The following is an 18,183-nucleotide window of genomic DNA, read 5'->3' on the forward strand; positions in this document are numbered from 1 at the left end:
ACAGACATTAATAAACTTACAGTTTTGAAATATCAAGCGCTTGCCAATGCGGGAAGTGCTTGCGTACTAAGCTATTAAACTCAACTTCAAAGTCACTAAACTCGCCTTTGCTTTGCTCGCTTTGCAGTACGTGTTCAATCATACCTGCTGCAACCGTTAGGTTAGACAAACGATCGATTAGAATGAATGAGCCTGTTTCGTGGTTATTGTGGTACTCGTCGGCCAAAATAGTTTCGGTTAGTTCAAGTGTTACAATTGCTATTTCGTTTAGCTGCAGTGAATCGGCTGTGCCGTGTTCAAGCGTGTTCACATCGATGGTGTGATCAATCTTTTTAACTACCGCTGACGTGTTTTTGCTGCCTAGTTTTAGGTTGTAGTTTTTACCTAACACTAATGGCGACTCATGCATCCATACAATTTTAGCTTGAAGCTGATTAGTAACGGCGGCGGTTGAGCTTGCCGGCACGATTACGTCGCCGCGGCTAATATCTATTTCGCTATTTAGCGTGATAGTAATTGCTTGGCCTGCTTCTGCTGTGTCTAGGTTGCCATTAAAGGTGACAATTTCTTTAATGCTTGAATTTTTACCTGACGGTAATACTTTTACAGCGTCGCCTACTTGTAGTTTGCCCGATGCTAATGTGCCCTGAAAACCACGAAAGTTTAGGTTAGGGCGTATTACATATTGCACAGGTAAACGTGCTTCAAAACCAGTATCGGTTTCGGCTGCTGGTGAGTCTTCTAAAAGCTCAAGCAGTGGCTTGTCGGTGTAGTAAGGTGTATGCGCAGAACGCGTTACTACGTTGTCGCCTTTAAGCGCCGACATAGGTACAAACTTAATGTTTGATACGTTTAGCTGTTCGGCAAATTTAAGGTAATCGGCTTTAATGCGTTCATATACGGTTTCGTCAAAATCAACAATATCCATTTTGTTAATGGCTACAACAAACTGTTTAATGCCTAGCGAGTCACAAATAAAGCTATGGCGCTTAGTTTGTACTTGCACGCCGTAACGCGCATCAACCAAAATAATGGCAACATCGCTTGTTGATGCACCCGTTACCATGTTGCGTGTGTATTGCTCATGCCCAGGGGTGTCGGCAATAATAAATTTACGTTTAGCCGTTGAAAAATAGCGGTACGCTACGTCAATGGTAATGCCTTGTTCGCGTTCAGCTTGAAGGCCATCAACGAGTAGTGCAAGGTCAAGATCTTCACCTGCATTACCTACTTTTTCGTTGTCTTTGTGAAGTGCAGCTAACTGATCTTCATAAATTTGGTGGCTGTCGTGTAACAGGCGGCCAATCAGTGTTGATTTACCGTCGTCTACGCTGCCACAGGTAAGCATGCGTAATAAGCTTTTGTCTTGTTGGCGTGCTAGGTAGGCGTCTATGCCTATTTCTTTTACTTCGTTAAATGTATCGTTATTTTGGCTAGACATTAGAAATACCCCTCACGTTTTTTCTTCTCCATTGAGCCTGCTGAGTCATGGTCAATCACACGGCCTTCGCGTTCTGATGACGTAGATAGCAGCATTTCTTCAATAATTTCGGTTAATGTACTGGCTGTAGATTCAACGGCACCGGTTAGTGGGTAACAGCCTAAAGTACGAAAACGGACCGATTTCATTTGTGGTACTTCGCCTTCTTCAAGTGGCATACGTTCGTCATCAACCATAATGAGTGTGCCGTCACGTTCAACTACTGGGCGCTCTTTAGCTAAGTAAAGTGGTACCATTTCGATGTTTTCTTGATAAATGTATTGCCAAATATCAAGCTCAGTCCAGTTAGAAAGTGGGAATACACGAATGCTTTCGCCAGGGTTTACTTGGCTGTTGTAGGTGTTCCAAAGCTCTGGACGCTGATTTTTTGGATCCCAACGGTGGTGCTTGTCGCGGAACGAGTACACACGTTCTTTTGCACGCGATTTTTCTTCGTCGCGGCGTGCGCCACCAAAGGCGGCATCAAAACCGTATTTATTAAGTGCTTGCTTTAACCCTTGGGTTTTCATTATGTCGGTATGTTTACCCGAGCCATGAGTAAAGGGGCCAACGCCCATTGCTAAGCCTTCTGGGTTTTTGTGTACCAGTAGATCAAAGTCGTACTCTTTTGCTATTCGGTCGCGAAATTCAATCATTTCACGAAACTTCCAGTCGGTGTCTACGTGTAATAACGGAAACGGAATTTTTGCAGGGTAAAACGCTTTACGCGCTAAATGCAAAAGTACCGACGAGTCTTTACCAATTGAGTAAAGCATTACTGGGTTCTCAAACTCAGCGGCGACTTCGCGCATGATTTTGATACTTTCAGCTTCAAGTTGCTGAAGATGAGTTAAAGCCATTGTTAGTCGTCCTACTAAAATGATTAAAAGTTATAAAGTTAAATTTGGTTACTAATTTGCTATATCGGTTAACGGTTGCGCATAGCTACTTGTTTGGTTGTTTTGCCCAAACCATGCAAGTTGCGAGTGCAAGGCGGCTACTTCACCAATAATAAGTAATGCTGGCGATACAATGCTGTTGCGTTCAATTAAATCGGCAAGGTCATCTAATTGGCCTGTTACTACACGTTGATTTTTGCGCGTACCATTTTCGATTACGGCAACTGGCGTGTCGGCTTTACGGCCATGTTGCAATAGCTCAGCTTGAATGTGCGGTGACTTAATAACGCCCATGTATATAGCAAGCGTTTGATTTGGCTTAGCGAGCGATTGCCAATCAAGTTCTTGGCCGTCTTTTTTACAATGCCCAGTTACAAATTGAATAGCCTGAGCATGATCGCGATGCGTAAGCGGAATACCTGCATACGCGCTACACCCTGCTGCAGCTGTAATTCCCGGTACTATTTGGTAATTTACGTTGTTGGCAGCCAATACTTGAACTTCTTCACCGCCGCGGCCATAAATAAACGGGTCACCACCTTTAATTCGGCACACTTTTTTACCTTGTTTAGCGAGGTCAACCAACATTTGGTTAGTATCTTCTTGAACAACACTGTGATCGCCTAAGCGTTTACCTACACAAATTAGGTCGGCATCACGGCGAACCAGCTCCATAATTTCGTCAGACACTAAAAAGTCATATACAACGACATCGGCCTGTTGCATAAGTTGAAGCGCTTTAAGGGTTAAAAGTTCTGGGTCGCCAGGGCCGGCACCTACCACATAAACTTCGCCTTCGGGCTCGGCTTTTGCATCTAGCATTTGTTCAAGTTGTTGCTCTGCGCCTTGGGTGTCGCCGGTTTGTACTTTACTTACAACCGATGAGTCGAACACGCCTTCCCAAAATTGGCGGCGGTCTGAAAAGTGCTTAAAGCGCTGTTTTACTTTATCTCTAAAGCCACCCACCAGTGTGGCAAGTGGGCCAATATGTTGTGGTATTAATGTTTCTAACTTTTCGCGTAAACGGCGTGCCAGTACAGGAGCTGTGCCTGCACTCGAAATAGCAATTGTAATAGGGTTACGGTCAACAATTGAAGGGAATATAAACGTGCATTTAGGTTGGTCATCAACCACGTTTACAAACACATTGCGTGCATTGGCAAGCTCAAACACAGTGTTGTTCACTTCGTCTCGGTCGGTTGCAGCAATAACTAGCATTTTTCCGTTTAGGTGCGACTCGTCAAAGTAGGCGTCTATTAGGGTAACTTCGTTGTGTTGTGCGTGTTCTTTTAACTCGTCACAAAACCAAGGTGCCACTAAAGTGACATCTGCACGGGCTTTTAAAAACGCGCGGCACTTGCGTAATGCGACCTCTCCACCGCCAACAACCAATACAGGTTTGTTGTCGAGTTTGGTAAAGATAGGTAAATATTGCACGTTTGTAACACCTCTAAACAATTTTATAAAAACGCTCTAATCTGTTGCGCAGAATATAGCGGTTATATGTAAGTAAAAAATAATTAAAACCAAGTTTATATAACCAAAAGTTATATTGGGTGGCGGTTTTAAGCCTAAGGCTGAGTTAACAAGGGATTGCGACCAGTTACAAGTAAAATAATAAGCTTAGAGTGTTTGGTTATGAGCTATAGCGAGTTTTTTTTAATTTGTTAATATGAAGCATATTAATTTGACCCAAGTAGGGCAAGGGAGTTCGTATGACAAAACAACAAGACGCATTACTCGCGGCAAAGCTTATGGATTTAACTAGCTTAAACAAAAGCGATACTACAAAAGATATTGAAACTTTGATCAATAGCATTAGGCCAACATTAGGCACACCGGCGGCAGTATGTGTATATAGCGATTTTGTTGACGATGCAAAAATAGCGCTTGCTGCACGAGAGCTTAGCCACGTTAAAGTTGCAACGGTGACTAACTTTCCGACAGGTGATGCCCCATTAAGCGATGTAATTAACGAAACTCTCATAGCCATTGAACGCGGTGCCGATGAAATCGACCTTGTTATCCCCTATAAAAAATTAACTGCAGGGGATACGCAAACCGCGCTTAACTACGTAAGTGAAAGTAAAAAAGCATGCGGCACTAAAGCTCAGCTAAAAGTAATTATAGAAAGCGGTGAACTAAAAACCGAGGCGTTGATTGCCCAAGCGACCGAACTGGCTATTAAAGGCGGTGCTGATTTTGTAAAAACCAGTACCGGTAAAGTGGCTATAAACGCGACGCTTGAGTCAACTAAAGTAATTTTAACGGCCATTAAAAACTCAGGTAAACGAGTGGGTTTTAAAGCGGCAGGTGGTGTTAAAACGGTGGCTGATGCCAGTGAATATTTAGCACTAGCCCGTTCAATAATGAGCGATGACTACCTACAAGCCAGCACATTTAGGTTTGGTGCTTCAAGCCTATTAAGCGATGTATATAAAGAATTAGAAAAATAATAAAGGATAAATAATGAGAGCAAGAAATTCAGGGATGCAAAGTTTGGTTAATAATTTAATTAAAGGTGCCTTTGTTGTCGGTGTAATTGGATTTGGTTTAACCGCGTGTACTAACCCGAGTACTCCCGCAGGCGAAGAAGGTTATGTTTACGAAAAACCACGGGTATTTGGCGAAGGTGGTTACCAAGGTACCATGATAGGGCCTGCTAATTATGGTATGTCACTGTTGCGTAATGAAGTGGTGAACATAGATATGCGGCCTAATACGTATACCGAAACATTTAGAATATTAGCTAATGATGATTTGAACATTAAATTTGATTTTCACGCTGTTATTGCCATTCAAAGTGGCTCAGTGCGAACCGTTGTTGAACAATATGGTGCAGAAAATTGGTACAAACGTTTTGTGCGTGAAACGTTTAGAACTTACGTAAGAGATACCGTGCAAAAGTACGACAGTGGTGAACTTAAAACAAACCGCGAAAAAATAGCACTAGAGGTCACCCAACGTTTGCAAAATTATTTATCAACCACCCCCTTTAAGCTTGCTAATGTGGTTGTAGGTAATATTAACTATCCCGACATTGTTGCTAATGCGGTTGAGAAAAAGCTTGCTGCGCAACAATTGCTCGCTGAAAAAGAAACACAAAAAGAAATTGCGCGAAAAGATGCAGAAATACGCGTCGAAGAAGCGAAGGGGATTGCGCAGGCACAAAAAATTATTAACGCTACGCTTACGGCTAATTATTTACAACATGAAGCCATAAATGCGCAAATAAAAATGGCTGAGTCGCCAAACCATACAACGGTTTATATTCCTGTGGGTAATAATGGCGTGCCACTCGTTAAAGGGGCTAATTAAGCCTTTTTATTATTAAGGACTTAATTGTTTATCGAGATTTTGCATTGCGTGTATCTTTTAGGCTTGTGTAAATGATTTGCGTAAGTATAATAGGCATCCACTTTGCAGGGGCGTAGTTCCAATTGGTAGAACAGCGGTCTCCAAAACCGACGGTTGGGAGTTCGAATCTCTCCGCCCCTGCCACTTTACTCACTAATATGAGTAAGTCTGGGGTTAAAAATCGGTTTAAATAAGTCTGTTTTTAAGTTTAGATTTTAATGGATTAACCCTGCCGACGCGTAGGGTTGTTGTGTCTGTAGTTAAGGTAATAATATTATGAGCACGAATGTAGAAACACCATCAAGTGGGATGGAGTCAGTAAAGTGGTTAGTAGCAATCGCGCTACTTGCAGGCGCAGTTGTTGGTAACCATGTGTATGCAGATCAGTCTGTATTACTACGTGCTATCGGCGTTGTGGTTGCAATAGCGGCCGGATTAGCCATTGCCTCACAAACTTTTAAGGGACGTACCTTCCTTGCTTTTGCTAAAGAAGCTCGTATTGAAGTACGCAAAGTTATTTGGCCAACGCGTCAAGAAACTACCCACACGACATTAATTGTAATGGTTGCAACCGTGATTATGGCACTTATCCTTTGGGGATTAGATGGCATTTTATTCCGCGCTGTTGGCTTTTTAACTGGATTGGAGATCTGATCCCATGTCGGATGAGAACAAAGAAATTAAATTACGTTGGTACGTAGTACAAGCATTTTCTGGTTATGAAAAGCGTGTAGCTCAAACGTTAACTGAACACATTAAAATTGAAGGTCTTGAAGAGAGCTTTGGTGAAATATTAGTACCAACTGAAGAAGTTGTTGAGATGCGCGCTGGCCAAAAGCGTAAATCTGAGCGTAAATTCTTCCCAGGTTACGTATTAGTACAAATGGATATGAATGACGCTAGCTGGCACTTAGTGAACAGCACAGAGCGTGTAATGGGCTTCATTGGTGGTACATCTGACCGTCCAGCGCCAATTAGCTCTAAAGAAGCTGACCGTATTCTTAACCGTTTACAAGAAAATGCTGAAGCACCTAAACCTGCTACATTATTTGAACCAGGTGAAGTTGTTCGTGTTACTGATGGCCCATTTGCCGACTTTAGTGGTGTGGTTGAAGAAGTTGACTACGAAAAAAGCCGCGTAAAAGTATCTGTACTTATTTTTGGTCGTTCTACGCCAGTTGAACTTGAGTTTGGTCAAGTTGAACAAGATAAGTAATTGATTAAAAAAGCTTCGCTAGAGTTTTTATAAATTTTGGCACGAAGCTTGAAAAAGGCCGCTGATTAACTTATAATCAGCGGCCTTTTTGTATTAAGGTAAAAATTTATTTTTACTATACAAAAAGTACGAAACCAATTTTTAAACTGGGAAGCCGTTAGAGTACGCGTCCTCGCGCGCACAAGGCTAAGACCCACCAAATGAGGTATTTATAATGGCTAAAAAAGTTGAAGCTCTAATCAAGCTACAAGTTGCCGCTGGTATGGCTAACCCTAGTCCTCCAGTAGGTCCTGCACTAGGTCAACACGGTGTAAACATCATGGAATTCTGTAAAGCGTTCAACGCACGTACAGAATCTATCGAAAAAGGCGCTCCAGTTCCTGTAGTGATCTCTGTTTACGGTGACCGTTCATTTACGTTCGACATGAAAACGCCACCTGCTGCTTACTTACTTAAGAAAGCTGCTGGTATCAAGTCAGGCTCAGGCCGTCCTAACACTGATAAAGTAGGCACAGTAACTCGTGCTCAACTTGAAGAGATTGTTGAGACAAAACGAACTGACCTTACAGCTGCCGATATGGACGCAGCGGTTCGCACTATCGCAGGTTCTGCGCGTGCGATGGGCTTGAACGTAGAGGACTAAGAAATGGCTAAATTAACTAAACGTATGCGTACTATCCGCGAAAAAGTGGAAGTAACTAAAGATTACGAAATCAATGAAGCAGTTGCTCTTTTAAAAGAGTTAGCAACAGCTAAATTCGTAGAAAGTGTTGACGTTGCTGTTAACCTTGGTATCGATGCTCGTAAATCTGATCAAAACGTTCGTGGTGCAACTGTACTACCTAACGGTACTGGTCGTGACGTTCGCGTTGCAGTATTCACACAAGGCGCTAACGCAGAAGCTGCGAAAGAAGCCGGTGCTGAATTAGTTGGTATGGAAGATCTTGCTGAGCTAGTTAAAAAAGGCGAGATGGATTTTGACGTTGTTGTTGCATCTCCAGACGCTATGCGTGTTGTTGGTCAACTAGGTCAAATTTTAGGTCCACGTGGTCTAATGCCAAACCCTAAAACTGGTACTGTAACACCTAACGTTGCAGAAGCAGTTAAAAATGCGAAAGCTGGTCAAGTGCGTTACCGCAATGACAAAAATGGTATCATCCATACTACTATTGGTAAGGTTGATTTCACAGCTGAGCAACTTCAACAAAACCTTGAAGCTCTAATTGTTGCACTTAAGAAGGCTAAACCTTCTCAAGCTAAAGGTGTTTACTTGAAAAAAGTAACTATCTCTACAACAATGGGCGCAGGTGTTTCTGTTGACCAAGCTACTTTAAACACAGTAGTTGCTTAATTTAGTGTTTACATGGCACGAAATTTGTACTATAATTTCGCGCCATTTTGTTGATTAATTTATTAATTAGCAAAGTAAAGAATTCGGGTTGAAGTCCATAATTTCGGTGCGCCTTTGGCAAATCGATAAATTGGGCTTCCGTCCAAGACCGTAGGCGGCTTAGGCCTTAATTTTACCTACGTAGACGGTGTAGACCCCAGATAGATTTTTCCTAATCCTTCTGGCTCTCGCCGTAAAAAGCATCTCTACCTTTGTTTGGTAGGGAAGAGTAGAACAGGGGAAACCGATTGTCGGTAACCCCATTAAACCAGGAGTAACACCCATGGCTTTAAATCTTCAAGGCAAAAAAGCAATAGTTGCTGAAGTCAACGAAGCAGCCAATGGTGCTCTATCTGCAGTTGTTGCAGATTCTCGTGGTGTAACAGTTGGCGCAATCACTGCCCTTCGTAAAGAAGCTCGTGAAGCTGGTGTATGGATGAAAGTTGTTCGTAACACTTTAGCAAAACGTGCTCTTGAAGGAACAGATTTTGAGTGTCTTTCTGATTCATTTGTTGGTCCAAGCTTAATCGCTTTCTCATCAGAGCACCCTGGTGCTGCTGCGCGTATCTTTTCAGATTTCGCGAAAAAGAATGAGAAATTTGAGCTTAAAACGGCCGCTTTTGAAGGTAACGTAGTAGATGCAGCTATGCTTGCAACTCTACCTACATACGACGAAGCTGTTGCACGCTTAATGAGTGCTATGAAAGAAGCGTCTGCTGGCAAATTGTGTAAAACAATTGAAGCAGTACGTGTACAGAAAGAAGAGCAAGCTGCTTAATTTTAAGTTGTTTAATCCTTTCGGTGTAAAATTTATTTGGACCTAGAGTCCGTTAATTATTAGGAAATTTGTAATGTCTGTATCTAAAGACCAAATCCTTGACGCAATTGCTGAAATGTCAGTAATGGACGTTGTTGCTCTTGTTGAAGCAATGGAAGAAAAATTCGGCGTAACTGCTGCAGCTGCTATGGTAGCAGGTCCTGCTGCTGAAGCTGCTGAAGAGAAAACAGAATTTGACGTAATCCTTACTGGCGCTGGCGCTAACAAGGTTGCTGCAATCAAAGCTGTTCGTAGCGCTACAGGCCTTGGCCTTAAAGAAGCTAAAGCACTTGTTGAAGCTGCTCCTACACCTGTTAAAGAAGGTGTATCTAAAGAAGAAGCTGAAGCACTTGCAAAAGACCTTACTGAAGCTGGTGCTGAAGTTGAGGTTAAGTAATTTAGCTTACGCTAAGTTCGCTGCCTGAGAAATCAGGCAAGGGCTGGTGATTATTTAATCACCGGCCTTTTTGCGCTATGGAGTGATGCACTCTTATAGCGCAAATAAAATCTAATTATTTCTTTACTTTCAACGCTTTATAGTTTGCTAGTGTTGAGAAGGGATTTAATTAGAACAACAATAAAATGTTGTAAATCTTGGCATAGCTGCCAGTTAAGTCTGTTCTTACAAGAACAGGTCGGGTCAAAGATCAGCAAGCTGAGGAACCCCATGGCTTACTCTTATTCTGAAAAGAAACGTATCCGTAAGGATTTTGGTAAACGTCCACAAGTTTTGGATATACCTTTTTTACTGTCTACACAGTTAGAATCGTTTAAAAAATTCTTAGTGCCGGACGCTGATGGCGATCATGGTTTGGAAGCTGCCTTCCGTTCTGTGTTCCCTATAAAAAGCTACTCGGGAAATTCTGAGCTTCAATACGTAAGTTACCGTATTGGTGAGCCAGTTTTCGATGTAAAAGAATGTCAAATTCGCGGTGTGACTTATTCTGCTCCACTTCGCGTGAAACTGCGTCTTGTTGTTATGGACAAAGAAGCTCCAGGCACAGTTAAAGACATTAAAGAGCAAGAAGTTTACATGGGCGAAATTCCGCTCATGACCGATACCGGTACCTTTGTAATCAATGGTACAGAGCGTGTTATCGTTTCTCAGCTACACCGTAGCCCTGGTGTATTCTTTGATAACGACCGCGGTAAAACTCATTCATCAGGTAAAGTATTATATAACGCACGCGTTATTCCTTACCGTGGTTCATGGTTAGACTTCGAATTTGATGCAAAAGATAACTTATATGTACGTATTGACCGTCGTCGTAAATTACCGGCGTCTATCATATTACGTGCACTTGAGTACTCTAGTGAAGAAATCCTAGATATCTTCTTCGATACAACTGCGTTTGAAGTAGCTGACGGTAAAGTTCTTATGGAACTTGTACCTTCGCGTTTACGTGGTGAAACTGCCGCTTTTGATATCAAAGGCGAAGACGGTGAAGTACTTGTTGAAAGTGGGCGTCGTGTTACGGCTCGTCACATCAAGAGTATCGAGAAAAAAGGCATTACTCAGTTAGAAGTACCTCATGAGTACATCATTGGCCGTATTATTTCTAAAAACTACGTTGATGAATCAACGGGTGAAGTTATTGCAAATGCGAATGATGAATTAACTCTTGAGCTTATGGCTGAATTAGTTAAAGCCGGTCACACTACCATTGATACATTGTATATCAATGAAGTGGACAGCGGTGCTTACATGTCAAATACATTGAACATTGACTCTTCAAGCAACCGTTTAGAAGCACTAGTAGAAATTTATCGCATGATGCGCCCAGGCGAGCCACCGACGAAAGACGCGGCTGAAGCCTTATTCCAAAACTTGTTCTTCTCTGAAGAACGTTACGACCTTTCAACTGTTGGTCGTATGAAGTTTAATAGCCGTGTTGGTTACGATTCTGACACAGGCCCAGGCACATTAAGCAAAGAAGACATCGTGTCTGTTATGAAGGTATTAATTGCTATTCGTAACGGTCAAGGCGATGTTGATGATATCGACCACTTAGGCAACCGTCGTATACGTAGTGTTGGCGAAATGGCTGAGAACCAATTCCGTGTTGGTCTAGTACGTGTAGAACGTGCTGTACGTGAGCGTTTAAGCTTGGGTGACCTTGACGCGATAATGCCACAAGATCTTATTAACGCTAAGCCTATTTCGGCAGCGGTTAAAGAGTTCTTCGGCTCGTCTCAGTTATCACAGTTTATGGACCAAAATAACCCGCTATCAGAAGTTACGCATAAGCGTCGTATTTCTGCATTAGGTCCGGGCGGTCTAACTCGTGAACGCGCTGGCTTTGAAGTACGTGACGTTCACGTAACTCACTACGGTCGCGTATGTCCAATCGAGACGCCAGAGGGTCCAAACATCGGTCTAATTAACTCATTGTCTACGTACGCACGTACAAATGACTATGGTTTCTTAGAAACACCTTACCGCAAAGTGGTAGACGGTGTAGTAACTGATGAAGTTGATTACTTATCAGCCATTGAAGAAGGTCAGTTTGTTATCGCACAGGCGAACTCAAACTTAACTGAAACCAATGAGTTTGTAGATGAACTTATTCCATGTCGTCACAAAGGTGAATCAACCTTTATGGGTCGCATGGACCAGCAATATATGGATGTATCACCACAACAGGTGATCTCTGTAGCAGCAGCACTTATCCCGTTCCTAGAACACGATGATGCTAACCGCGCATTGATGGGTTCAAACATGCAACGTCAAGCAGTACCAACATTGAAAGCGGATAAACCGTTAGTAGGTACAGGTATTGAGTTAACACTAGCGAAAGACTCTGGTGTAACGATTGTTGCAAAACGTGGTGGTGAAGTAATGTATGCCGACGCAAGTCGCATCGTTGTAAACGTACATGAAGAAGAACGCATCCCTGGTGAAGCGGGCATCGACATCTACAACTTAACCAAATACACACGTTCTAACCAAAATACATGTATTAACCAAAAACCAACGTGCATGGTTGGTGAACCGGTTACTCGTGGTGACGTGTTAGCAGATGGTCCTTCGACTGACTTAGGTGACTTAGCCCTTGGTCAAAACCTTCGCGTGGCATTTATGCCATGGAACGGTTACAACTTCGAAGATTCAATCTTACTATCAGAGCGCGTAGTTGAAGAAGATCGTCTTACGACTATCCACATTCAAGAACTACAGTGTGTTGCCCGTGACACTAAATTAGGTCCAGAAGAGATCACTGCAGATATCCCGAATGTGGGTGAATCTGCACTAGGCAAGCTTGATGAATCAGGTGTTGTTTATATTGGTGCTGAAGTTAAAGGCGGCGATATCTTAGTAGGTAAAGTGACTCCGAAAGGCGAAACACAGCTTACACCTGAAGAGAAGCTACTGCGTGCTATCTTCGGCGAAAAAGCATCTGACGTTAAAGACAGCTCTTTACGTGTACCAAATTCTGTAACTGGTACCGTAATTGACGTGCAAGTTTTCACCCGTGATGGTGTTGAAAAAGATAAGCGTGCGTTAGAAGTTGAAGACATGCAGCTTCGCGAAGCGAAGAAAGACTTCAACGAAGAGTTCCGTATTCTTGAAGCTGGCGTTTTAGAACGCGCTCGCAAGCTACTTGTAGCTGCTGGCTTTGATGAAAACAACTTAGTGTCATTAAATGCTGAAAAACTATTAACTCAAAGCCTTGCTGAAGAAGATAAGCAAGCTGAACTTGAGCAACTAGCTGCACAGTACGATGAACTTAAAGCTGAATACGATAAGAAGTTTGAAAACAAACGTCGTAAAATTACTCAAGGTGATGACCTAGCACCAGGCGTACTTAAAATTGTTAAAGTATACCTAGCTGTTAAACGTCGTATCCAACCGGGTGATAAGATGGCGGGTCGTCATGGTAACAAAGGTGTTATCTCGACTATCGTACCAGTAGAAGATATGCCATACGATGACAAAGGTCGTACGGTAGATATCGTACTAAATCCACTAGGTGTACCATCGCGTATGAACATCGGTCAGATCCTTGAAACACATATGGGTCTTGCTGCACGTGGTATCGGTGAGCGTTTAGAAGAAATGATGAAAGAGCAACGTGAGCTTCATGAGCTACGTGAATTCATCAAGCAAGCTTACGAAATTGGTGAATCTCGCCAAGTTGTAGACATTGCAAGTTTCTCTGATGACGAAATTCGTCGCCTAGCTGAAAACTTAAAAGGTGGTTTACCAATCGCTACTCCTGCATTTGATGGCGCTAAAGAAAGCGAAATCAAAGACATGCTAGAGCTTGGTGGATACCCTAGAAGTGGTCAGGTTACACTTTATGATGGCCGTACTGGTGATCAGTTTGAACGTCAAGTAACCGTTGGTTACATGTACATGCTTAAACTTAACCACTTGGTTGATGATAAGATGCACGCGCGTTCTACTGGTTCTTACAGCCTTGTTACTCAGCAGCCGCTGGGTGGTAAAGCACAGTTCGGTGGCCAGCGTTTTGGTGAGATGGAAGTATGGGCGCTTGAAGCTTACGGTGCTGCTTACACTCTACAAGAAATGCTAACAGTGAAGTCGGATGACGTGAATGGTCGTACTAAGATGTATAAAAACATCGTTGATGGTAACCACAAGATGGAACCAGGTATGCCAGAATCGTTCAACGTATTGTTGAAAGAAATCCGCTCACTGGGTATCAACATCGAGTTGGAAGAAAATTAAGCCAATTAGATGCTGCAGTTAACGCTGCAGCATCTGTTACGGCTGAATAGAATGTAGGGACGAGATTACCCGTCCTCAAGATTAACTCCGACAGGAGAGCTAAGGTGAAAGACTTACTTAAGTTTCTGAAGCAACAAAATAAGACCGAAGAATTCGATGCAATTCGCATTGGTCTTGCTTCACCAGACATGGTTCGTTCATGGTCATACGGTGAAGTAAAGAAACCTGAGACTATTAACTACCGTACTTTCAAGCCTGAGCGCGATGGCTTATTCTGTGCCCGTATTTTCGGCCCAGTGAAAGATTATGAGTGTTTATGTGGTAAATATAAACGCCTTAAACACCGTGGTGTGATCTGTGAGAAGTGTGGCGTTGAAGTTACACTGACCAAAGTGCGTCGTGATCGTATGGGTCATATTGACCTTGCGAGCCCAGTAGCACATATATGGTTTTTAAAATCATTACCGTCACGTATCGGCTTAATGCTAGATATGACGCTTCGTGATATTGAACGTGTTCTTTACTTCGAATCATTCGTAGTAACTGAGCCAGGTATGACAACGCTTGAGCGTGGTCAGTTACTAGGTGAAGAAGAATACCTAGATGCATTAGAAGAGCACGGTGATGAGTTTGAAGCGAAGATGGGTGCTGAAGCAGTTTTAGACTTGCTTCGTGAACTTGATCTTGGCCAATTAATTGCTGAGATGCGTGAAGAGTTACCAACAATTAACTCTGAAACTAAGCGTAAAAAAATCACTAAACGTCTTAAATTAATGGAATCGTTCCACCAATCAGGTAATAACCCTGAGTGGATGATCATGACAGTACTTCCAGTATTGCCACCTGATCTACGCCCATTAGTACCACTAGACGGTGGTCGTTTTGCAACATCTGATCTAAATGACCTTTACCGTCGTGTTATTAACCGTAATAACCGTCTTAAGCGTCTATTAGATTTAGCTGCACCAGATATTATCGTACGCAACGAAAAACGTATGTTACAAGAAGCGGTAGATGCGCTACTTGATAACGGTCGTCGTGGTCGTGCAATTACAGGTTCTAACAAGCGTCCGCTTAAATCTCTTGCTGATATGATCAAGGGTAAGCAAGGTCGTTTCCGTCAGAACTTACTTGGTAAGCGTGTAGATTACTCTGGCCGTTCTGTAATCACAGTAGGCCCTACGCTTAAGCTTCACCAATGTGGTCTTCCTAAGAAGATGGCACTTGAGTTATTCAAACCGTTTATCTATGGCAAATTAGAGCGTCGCGGCATGGCTACGACAATTAAAGCTGCTAAGAAAATGGTAGAGCGTGAAGTTGCGGAAGTATGGGATGTATTAGACGAAGTAATTCGTGAACATCCAGTATTACTTAACCGTGCACCAACACTTCACCGTTTGGGTATCCAAGCGTTTGAGCCTGTGCTTATCGAAGGTAAAGCGATTCATTTGCATCCATTAGTATGTGCGGCGTACAACGCCGATTTCGATGGTGACCAAATGGCGGTACACGTACCGTTAACAATCGAGGCACAGCTTGAAGCACGTGCATTGATGATGTCTACAAACAACATTCTATCTCCTGCGAATGGTGAGCCAATCATCGTTCCTTCACAGGATGTTGTATTGGGTCTTTACTACATGACCCGTGATTGCATCAACGCAAAAGGCGAAGGCGCAATATTTAAAGATCCAAAAGAAGCAGAAAAAGCATACCGCAGTGGCAATGCAGACCTTCACGCTATTGTGAAAGTACGTATTAGCCAGTCAGTTGCTAACGAACACGGTGTAGTAGAAGATACTACAACGGTTATCGAAACAACCGTAGGTCGTGCAATTCTGTCTCTAATTTTACCAACTGGTATGCCGTTTGAGTCAATCAACCAGCCACTAGGTAAAAAACAGATTTCTAGCTTGTTGAATGAATGTTACCGTCGCTTAGGCCTTAAAGACACCGTTGTGTTTGCTGACCAAGTTATGTACACCGGTTTCCATTACGCAATGAAGTCTGGTGTTTCTATCGGTATCGATGACTTAGTTATCCCACCGGTTAAAGCGCAGATCATTGAATCAGCAGAAGCTGAAGTAACTGAAATCAACCAACAATTCCAATCAGGTCTTGTAACGGCTGGTGAGAAGTACAACAAAGTTATCGATATCTGGTCACGTGTAAATGAAAACTTATCACGCGAGATGATGGCTAACTTGTCGAAAGACACCGTTATAAACGCGAAAGGTGAAGAAGTAGAGCAACCGTCATTTAACTCAGTGTTTATGATGGCAGACTCAGGTGCTCGTGGTAGTGCCGCTCAGATCCGTCAGCTAGCAGGTATGCGTGGTCTAATGGCACGTCCAGATGGTTCAATCATCGAGACACCAATCACGGCTAACTTCCGTGAAGGTCTAAACGTACTTCAGTACTTCATCTCAACGCACGGTGCGCGTAAAGGTCTAGCCGATACTGCACTGAAAACTGCGAACTCGGGTTACCTAACGCGTCGTTTAGTAGACGTTGCGCAAGATTTGGTAATCAACGAAGACGACTGTGGCACAGAAGATGGCTTAACAATGAAACCGCTTATTGAAGGTGGTGATGTTGTAGAAGCACTTCGTGAACGTGTTCTTGGTCGTGTTGTTGCTGAAGATATCGTTATTCCAGGTACTAACACAGTACTTGTAGAACGTAATATCATGCTTGACGAAAAACTGTGTGACCTTTTAGAAGAGCACTCAGTAGATGAAGTTCGCGTACGCTCAGTTATTACATGTGATAACGACTTTGGTGTATGTGCTAAGTGTTATGGTCGTGACCTTGCACGTGGTCATATCATCAACGCGGGTGAATCTGTAGGTGTTATCGCGGCGCAGTCAATCGGTGAGCCGGGTACACAGCTTACGATGCGTACCTTCCACATCGGTGGTGCAGCATCAAGAGCGTCAGCTGAAAATAATGTACAAGTTAAAACTAACGGTACATTAAAACTTCACAATGCTAAGTATGTGTTAAACACAGACGGTAAGATTGTTATTACTTCTCGTTCAACGGAAATCACTATCATCGATAGTCATGGCCGTGAGAAAGAGCGTTATAAAGTACCTTATGGTGCAGTATTAACAGTTCAAGACAATGCAGAAGTTCAAGGTAACGACATTGTTGCTACTTGGGACCCGCATAGTCACCCAATCGTTCTTGAGCACAAATCAAAAGTATCGTTTAGCGATATCGATGACTCGAATACAGAGACACAAACCGATGAACTAACCGGTTTAACTCGTATCGTAGTTAAAGACCTTGCTAAAGCGAATGCTAAAGAGCCTAAACTTATCATCGAAAGTGATGAGCGTGGTCTGCAAGAAACACGTCTTCCTTCATTCACAACGATTGAAGTAACAGATGGTGCGACTGCAAACCCTGGTGACGTGTTAGCACGTATCCCGCAAGAAGGTTCTAAAACTCGTGATATCACGGGTGGTCTACCACGCGTAGCCGACTTATTTGAAGCGCGTAAACCTAAAGAGCCAGCTATCTTAGCTGAGATCACAGGTACTATTAGCTTCGGTAAAGAAACTAAAGGTAAGAAGCGTTTAGTTATTACTCCACCAGAAGGCGATCATTACGAAGAAATGATTCCTAAGTGGCGTCAACTTAACGTGTTTGAAGGTGAGCAAGTGTCTAAAGGTGAAGTTATCGCCGATGGTCCTGAATCACCACATGACATCTTACGCTTACGTGGTGTGACTCATGTTGCTAACTACATCGTTAACGAAGTGCAAGAGGTTTACCGTTTGCAAGGCGTTAAGATCAATGACAAGCACATTGAAACAATTATCCGTCAGATGATTCGTAAATGTACAATTATACACGGTGGTGATACTGAGTTCTTAGCGGGTGAGCAAATTGAAGTAGCTCGCGTTAATATCGCTAATCGTGACCTTGAAAAACAAGGTAAAATCCCAGCGAAGTTTGAAATACAACTTATGGGTATCACGAAAGCATCACTAGCGACAGAATCTTTCATCTCTGCAGCGTCTTTCCAAGAAACAACACGTGTTCTTACAGATGCAGCAGTGAATGGTAAGAGCGATGAGCTTCGCGGTCTGAAAGAAAACGTAATTGTGGGTCGTTTGATCCCAGCCGGTACCGGTTTTGCGTATCATCAAGATCGTATGGCTCGCCGTAAACAAAGCAAAGAAGTAGTAGAAGAGCAAACAGTAAGCGCTGAAGAGGCAACTCAAGCACTAACTGATGCACTAAATGCTGATTTGTCTGGAAATCAATAAACTGTTCTTAATCAATGCATTAAGAGATCGTAAGGCAGTTAAGTGCTGTCT

General features: G+C 42.8%; 13 protein-coding genes and 1 tRNA gene. 11 read left to right on the plus strand and 3 right to left on the minus strand.

The genetic code is table 11. From position 1 onward, the window contains the following. Positions 1-16 precede the first annotated feature (16 nt). From cysN to cysG, 3 genes are read right to left on the minus strand one after another with little or no spacing between them, the layout of a single operon-like run. Entirely contained in the window at positions 17-1,441 is a 1,425-nt protein-coding gene (cysN, locus tag AC27I2_RS05445) for a sulfate adenylyltransferase subunit CysN (RefSeq protein ID WP_487203675.1), read from the minus strand. After that, positions 1,441-2,340 carry a sulfate adenylyltransferase subunit CysD gene (gene cysD, locus AC27I2_RS05450; RefSeq protein WP_006791269.1) on the minus strand — a complete coding sequence of 300 codons (900 nt, stop codon included), beginning with the start codon at positions 2,338-2,340 and terminating at the stop codon, positions 1,441-1,443. Before cysD ends, cysN begins: the two co-directional genes overlap by 1 nt. Positions 2,341-2,391: 51 nt before the next feature. Then, the gene (gene cysG, locus AC27I2_RS05455) at positions 2,392-3,816 is read right to left on the minus strand and encodes a siroheme synthase CysG (RefSeq protein WP_138527318.1); all 1,425 of its coding nucleotides are present in this window, start codon (positions 3,814-3,816) and stop codon (positions 2,392-2,394) included. A gap of 278 nt (positions 3,817-4,094) precedes the next feature. Here cysG and deoC point away from each other — a divergent pair, with 278 nt between their 5' ends. The 11 genes from deoC (at position 4,095) to rpoC (ending at position 18,132) form a co-directional block, all read left to right on the plus strand. Next, positions 4,095-4,835 carry a deoxyribose-phosphate aldolase gene (gene deoC / locus AC27I2_RS05460; protein WP_487203676.1) on the plus strand — a complete coding sequence of 247 codons (741 nt, stop codon included), beginning with the start codon at positions 4,095-4,097 and terminating at the stop codon, positions 4,833-4,835. Positions 4,836-4,848: 13 nt separating this feature from the next. Continuing rightward, on the plus strand, positions 4,849-5,697 hold the full coding sequence (locus AC27I2_RS05465) for an SPFH domain-containing protein (protein ID WP_487203677.1): 849 nt from the start codon (positions 4,849-4,851) through the stop codon (positions 5,695-5,697). A gap of 106 nt (positions 5,698-5,803) precedes the next feature. Continuing rightward, a tRNA-Trp gene (locus AC27I2_RS05470) sits at positions 5,804-5,880 on the plus strand. A gap of 132 nt (positions 5,881-6,012) precedes the next feature. Continuing rightward, positions 6,013-6,390, plus strand: a complete 378-nt coding sequence (gene secE / locus AC27I2_RS05475; protein ID WP_058405990.1) for a preprotein translocase subunit SecE — start codon at positions 6,013-6,015, stop codon at positions 6,388-6,390. A 4-nt stretch (positions 6,391-6,394) separates the two neighbouring features. Continuing rightward, the gene (gene nusG, locus AC27I2_RS05480; RefSeq protein WP_006791264.1) at positions 6,395-6,952 is read left to right on the plus strand and encodes a transcription termination/antitermination protein NusG; all 558 of its coding nucleotides are present in this window, start codon (positions 6,395-6,397) and stop codon (positions 6,950-6,952) included. 214 nt (positions 6,953-7,166) lie between these two features. After that, positions 7,167-7,595, plus strand: a complete 429-nt coding sequence (gene rplK, locus AC27I2_RS05485; RefSeq protein WP_002958879.1) for a 50S ribosomal protein L11 — start codon at positions 7,167-7,169, stop codon at positions 7,593-7,595. 3 nt (positions 7,596-7,598) lie between these two features. After that, complete coding sequence (gene rplA, locus AC27I2_RS05490; protein ID WP_006791263.1) at positions 7,599-8,303, plus strand: 50S ribosomal protein L1; 705 nt, start codon at positions 7,599-7,601, stop codon at positions 8,301-8,303. Positions 8,304-8,625: 322 nt separating this feature from the next. Continuing rightward, entirely contained in the window at positions 8,626-9,120 is a 495-nt protein-coding gene (rplJ, locus tag AC27I2_RS05495) for a 50S ribosomal protein L10 (RefSeq protein ID WP_054206867.1), read from the plus strand. A 73-nt stretch (positions 9,121-9,193) separates the two neighbouring features. After that, a complete protein-coding gene (gene rplL, locus AC27I2_RS05500) occupies positions 9,194-9,556 on the plus strand; it encodes a 50S ribosomal protein L7/L12 (protein WP_006791261.1) in 363 nt (120 codons plus the stop codon). 270 nt (positions 9,557-9,826) lie between these two features. Beyond that, positions 9,827-13,852, plus strand: a complete 4,026-nt coding sequence (rpoB, locus tag AC27I2_RS05505) for a DNA-directed RNA polymerase subunit beta (protein WP_058405991.1) — start codon at positions 9,827-9,829, stop codon at positions 13,850-13,852. Positions 13,853-13,956: 104 nt separating this feature from the next. After that, positions 13,957-18,132: a DNA-directed RNA polymerase subunit beta' gene (rpoC, locus tag AC27I2_RS05510; protein WP_219422934.1), complete on the plus strand. Its 4,176-nt coding sequence runs from the start codon at positions 13,957-13,959 to the stop codon at positions 18,130-18,132. Positions 18,133-18,183: the final 51 nt, after the last annotated feature.

The sequence above is a fragment of the Pseudoalteromonas sp. NH0006-46 genome, from assembly GCF_057547735.1.

What these genes read in the sequence shown, in the direction of transcription:
- rplL (WP_006791261.1), top strand. Translation starts at nt 9,194, where the DNA reads ATGTCTGTATCTAAAGACCAAATCCTTGACGCAATTGCTGAAATGTCA.
- cysN (WP_487203675.1), bottom strand. Translation starts at nt 1,441, where the DNA reads ATGTCTAGCCAAAATAACGATACATTTAACGAAGTAAAAGAAATAGGC.
- nusG (WP_006791264.1), top strand. Translation starts at nt 6,395, where the DNA reads ATGTCGGATGAGAACAAAGAAATTAAATTACGTTGGTACGTAGTACAA.
- rpoB (WP_058405991.1), top strand. Translation starts at nt 9,827, where the DNA reads ATGGCTTACTCTTATTCTGAAAAGAAACGTATCCGTAAGGATTTTGGT.
- rplJ (WP_054206867.1), top strand. Translation starts at nt 8,626, where the DNA reads ATGGCTTTAAATCTTCAAGGCAAAAAAGCAATAGTTGCTGAAGTCAAC.
- cysD (WP_006791269.1), bottom strand. Translation starts at nt 2,340, where the DNA reads ATGGCTTTAACTCATCTTCAGCAACTTGAAGCTGAAAGTATCAAAATC.
- rplA (WP_006791263.1), top strand. Translation starts at nt 7,599, where the DNA reads ATGGCTAAATTAACTAAACGTATGCGTACTATCCGCGAAAAAGTGGAA.
- deoC (WP_487203676.1), top strand. Translation starts at nt 4,095, where the DNA reads ATGACAAAACAACAAGACGCATTACTCGCGGCAAAGCTTATGGATTTA.
- rplK (WP_002958879.1), top strand. Translation starts at nt 7,167, where the DNA reads ATGGCTAAAAAAGTTGAAGCTCTAATCAAGCTACAAGTTGCCGCTGGT.
- AC27I2_RS05465 (WP_487203677.1), top strand. Translation starts at nt 4,849, where the DNA reads ATGAGAGCAAGAAATTCAGGGATGCAAAGTTTGGTTAATAATTTAATT.
- secE (WP_058405990.1), top strand. Translation starts at nt 6,013, where the DNA reads ATGAGCACGAATGTAGAAACACCATCAAGTGGGATGGAGTCAGTAAAG.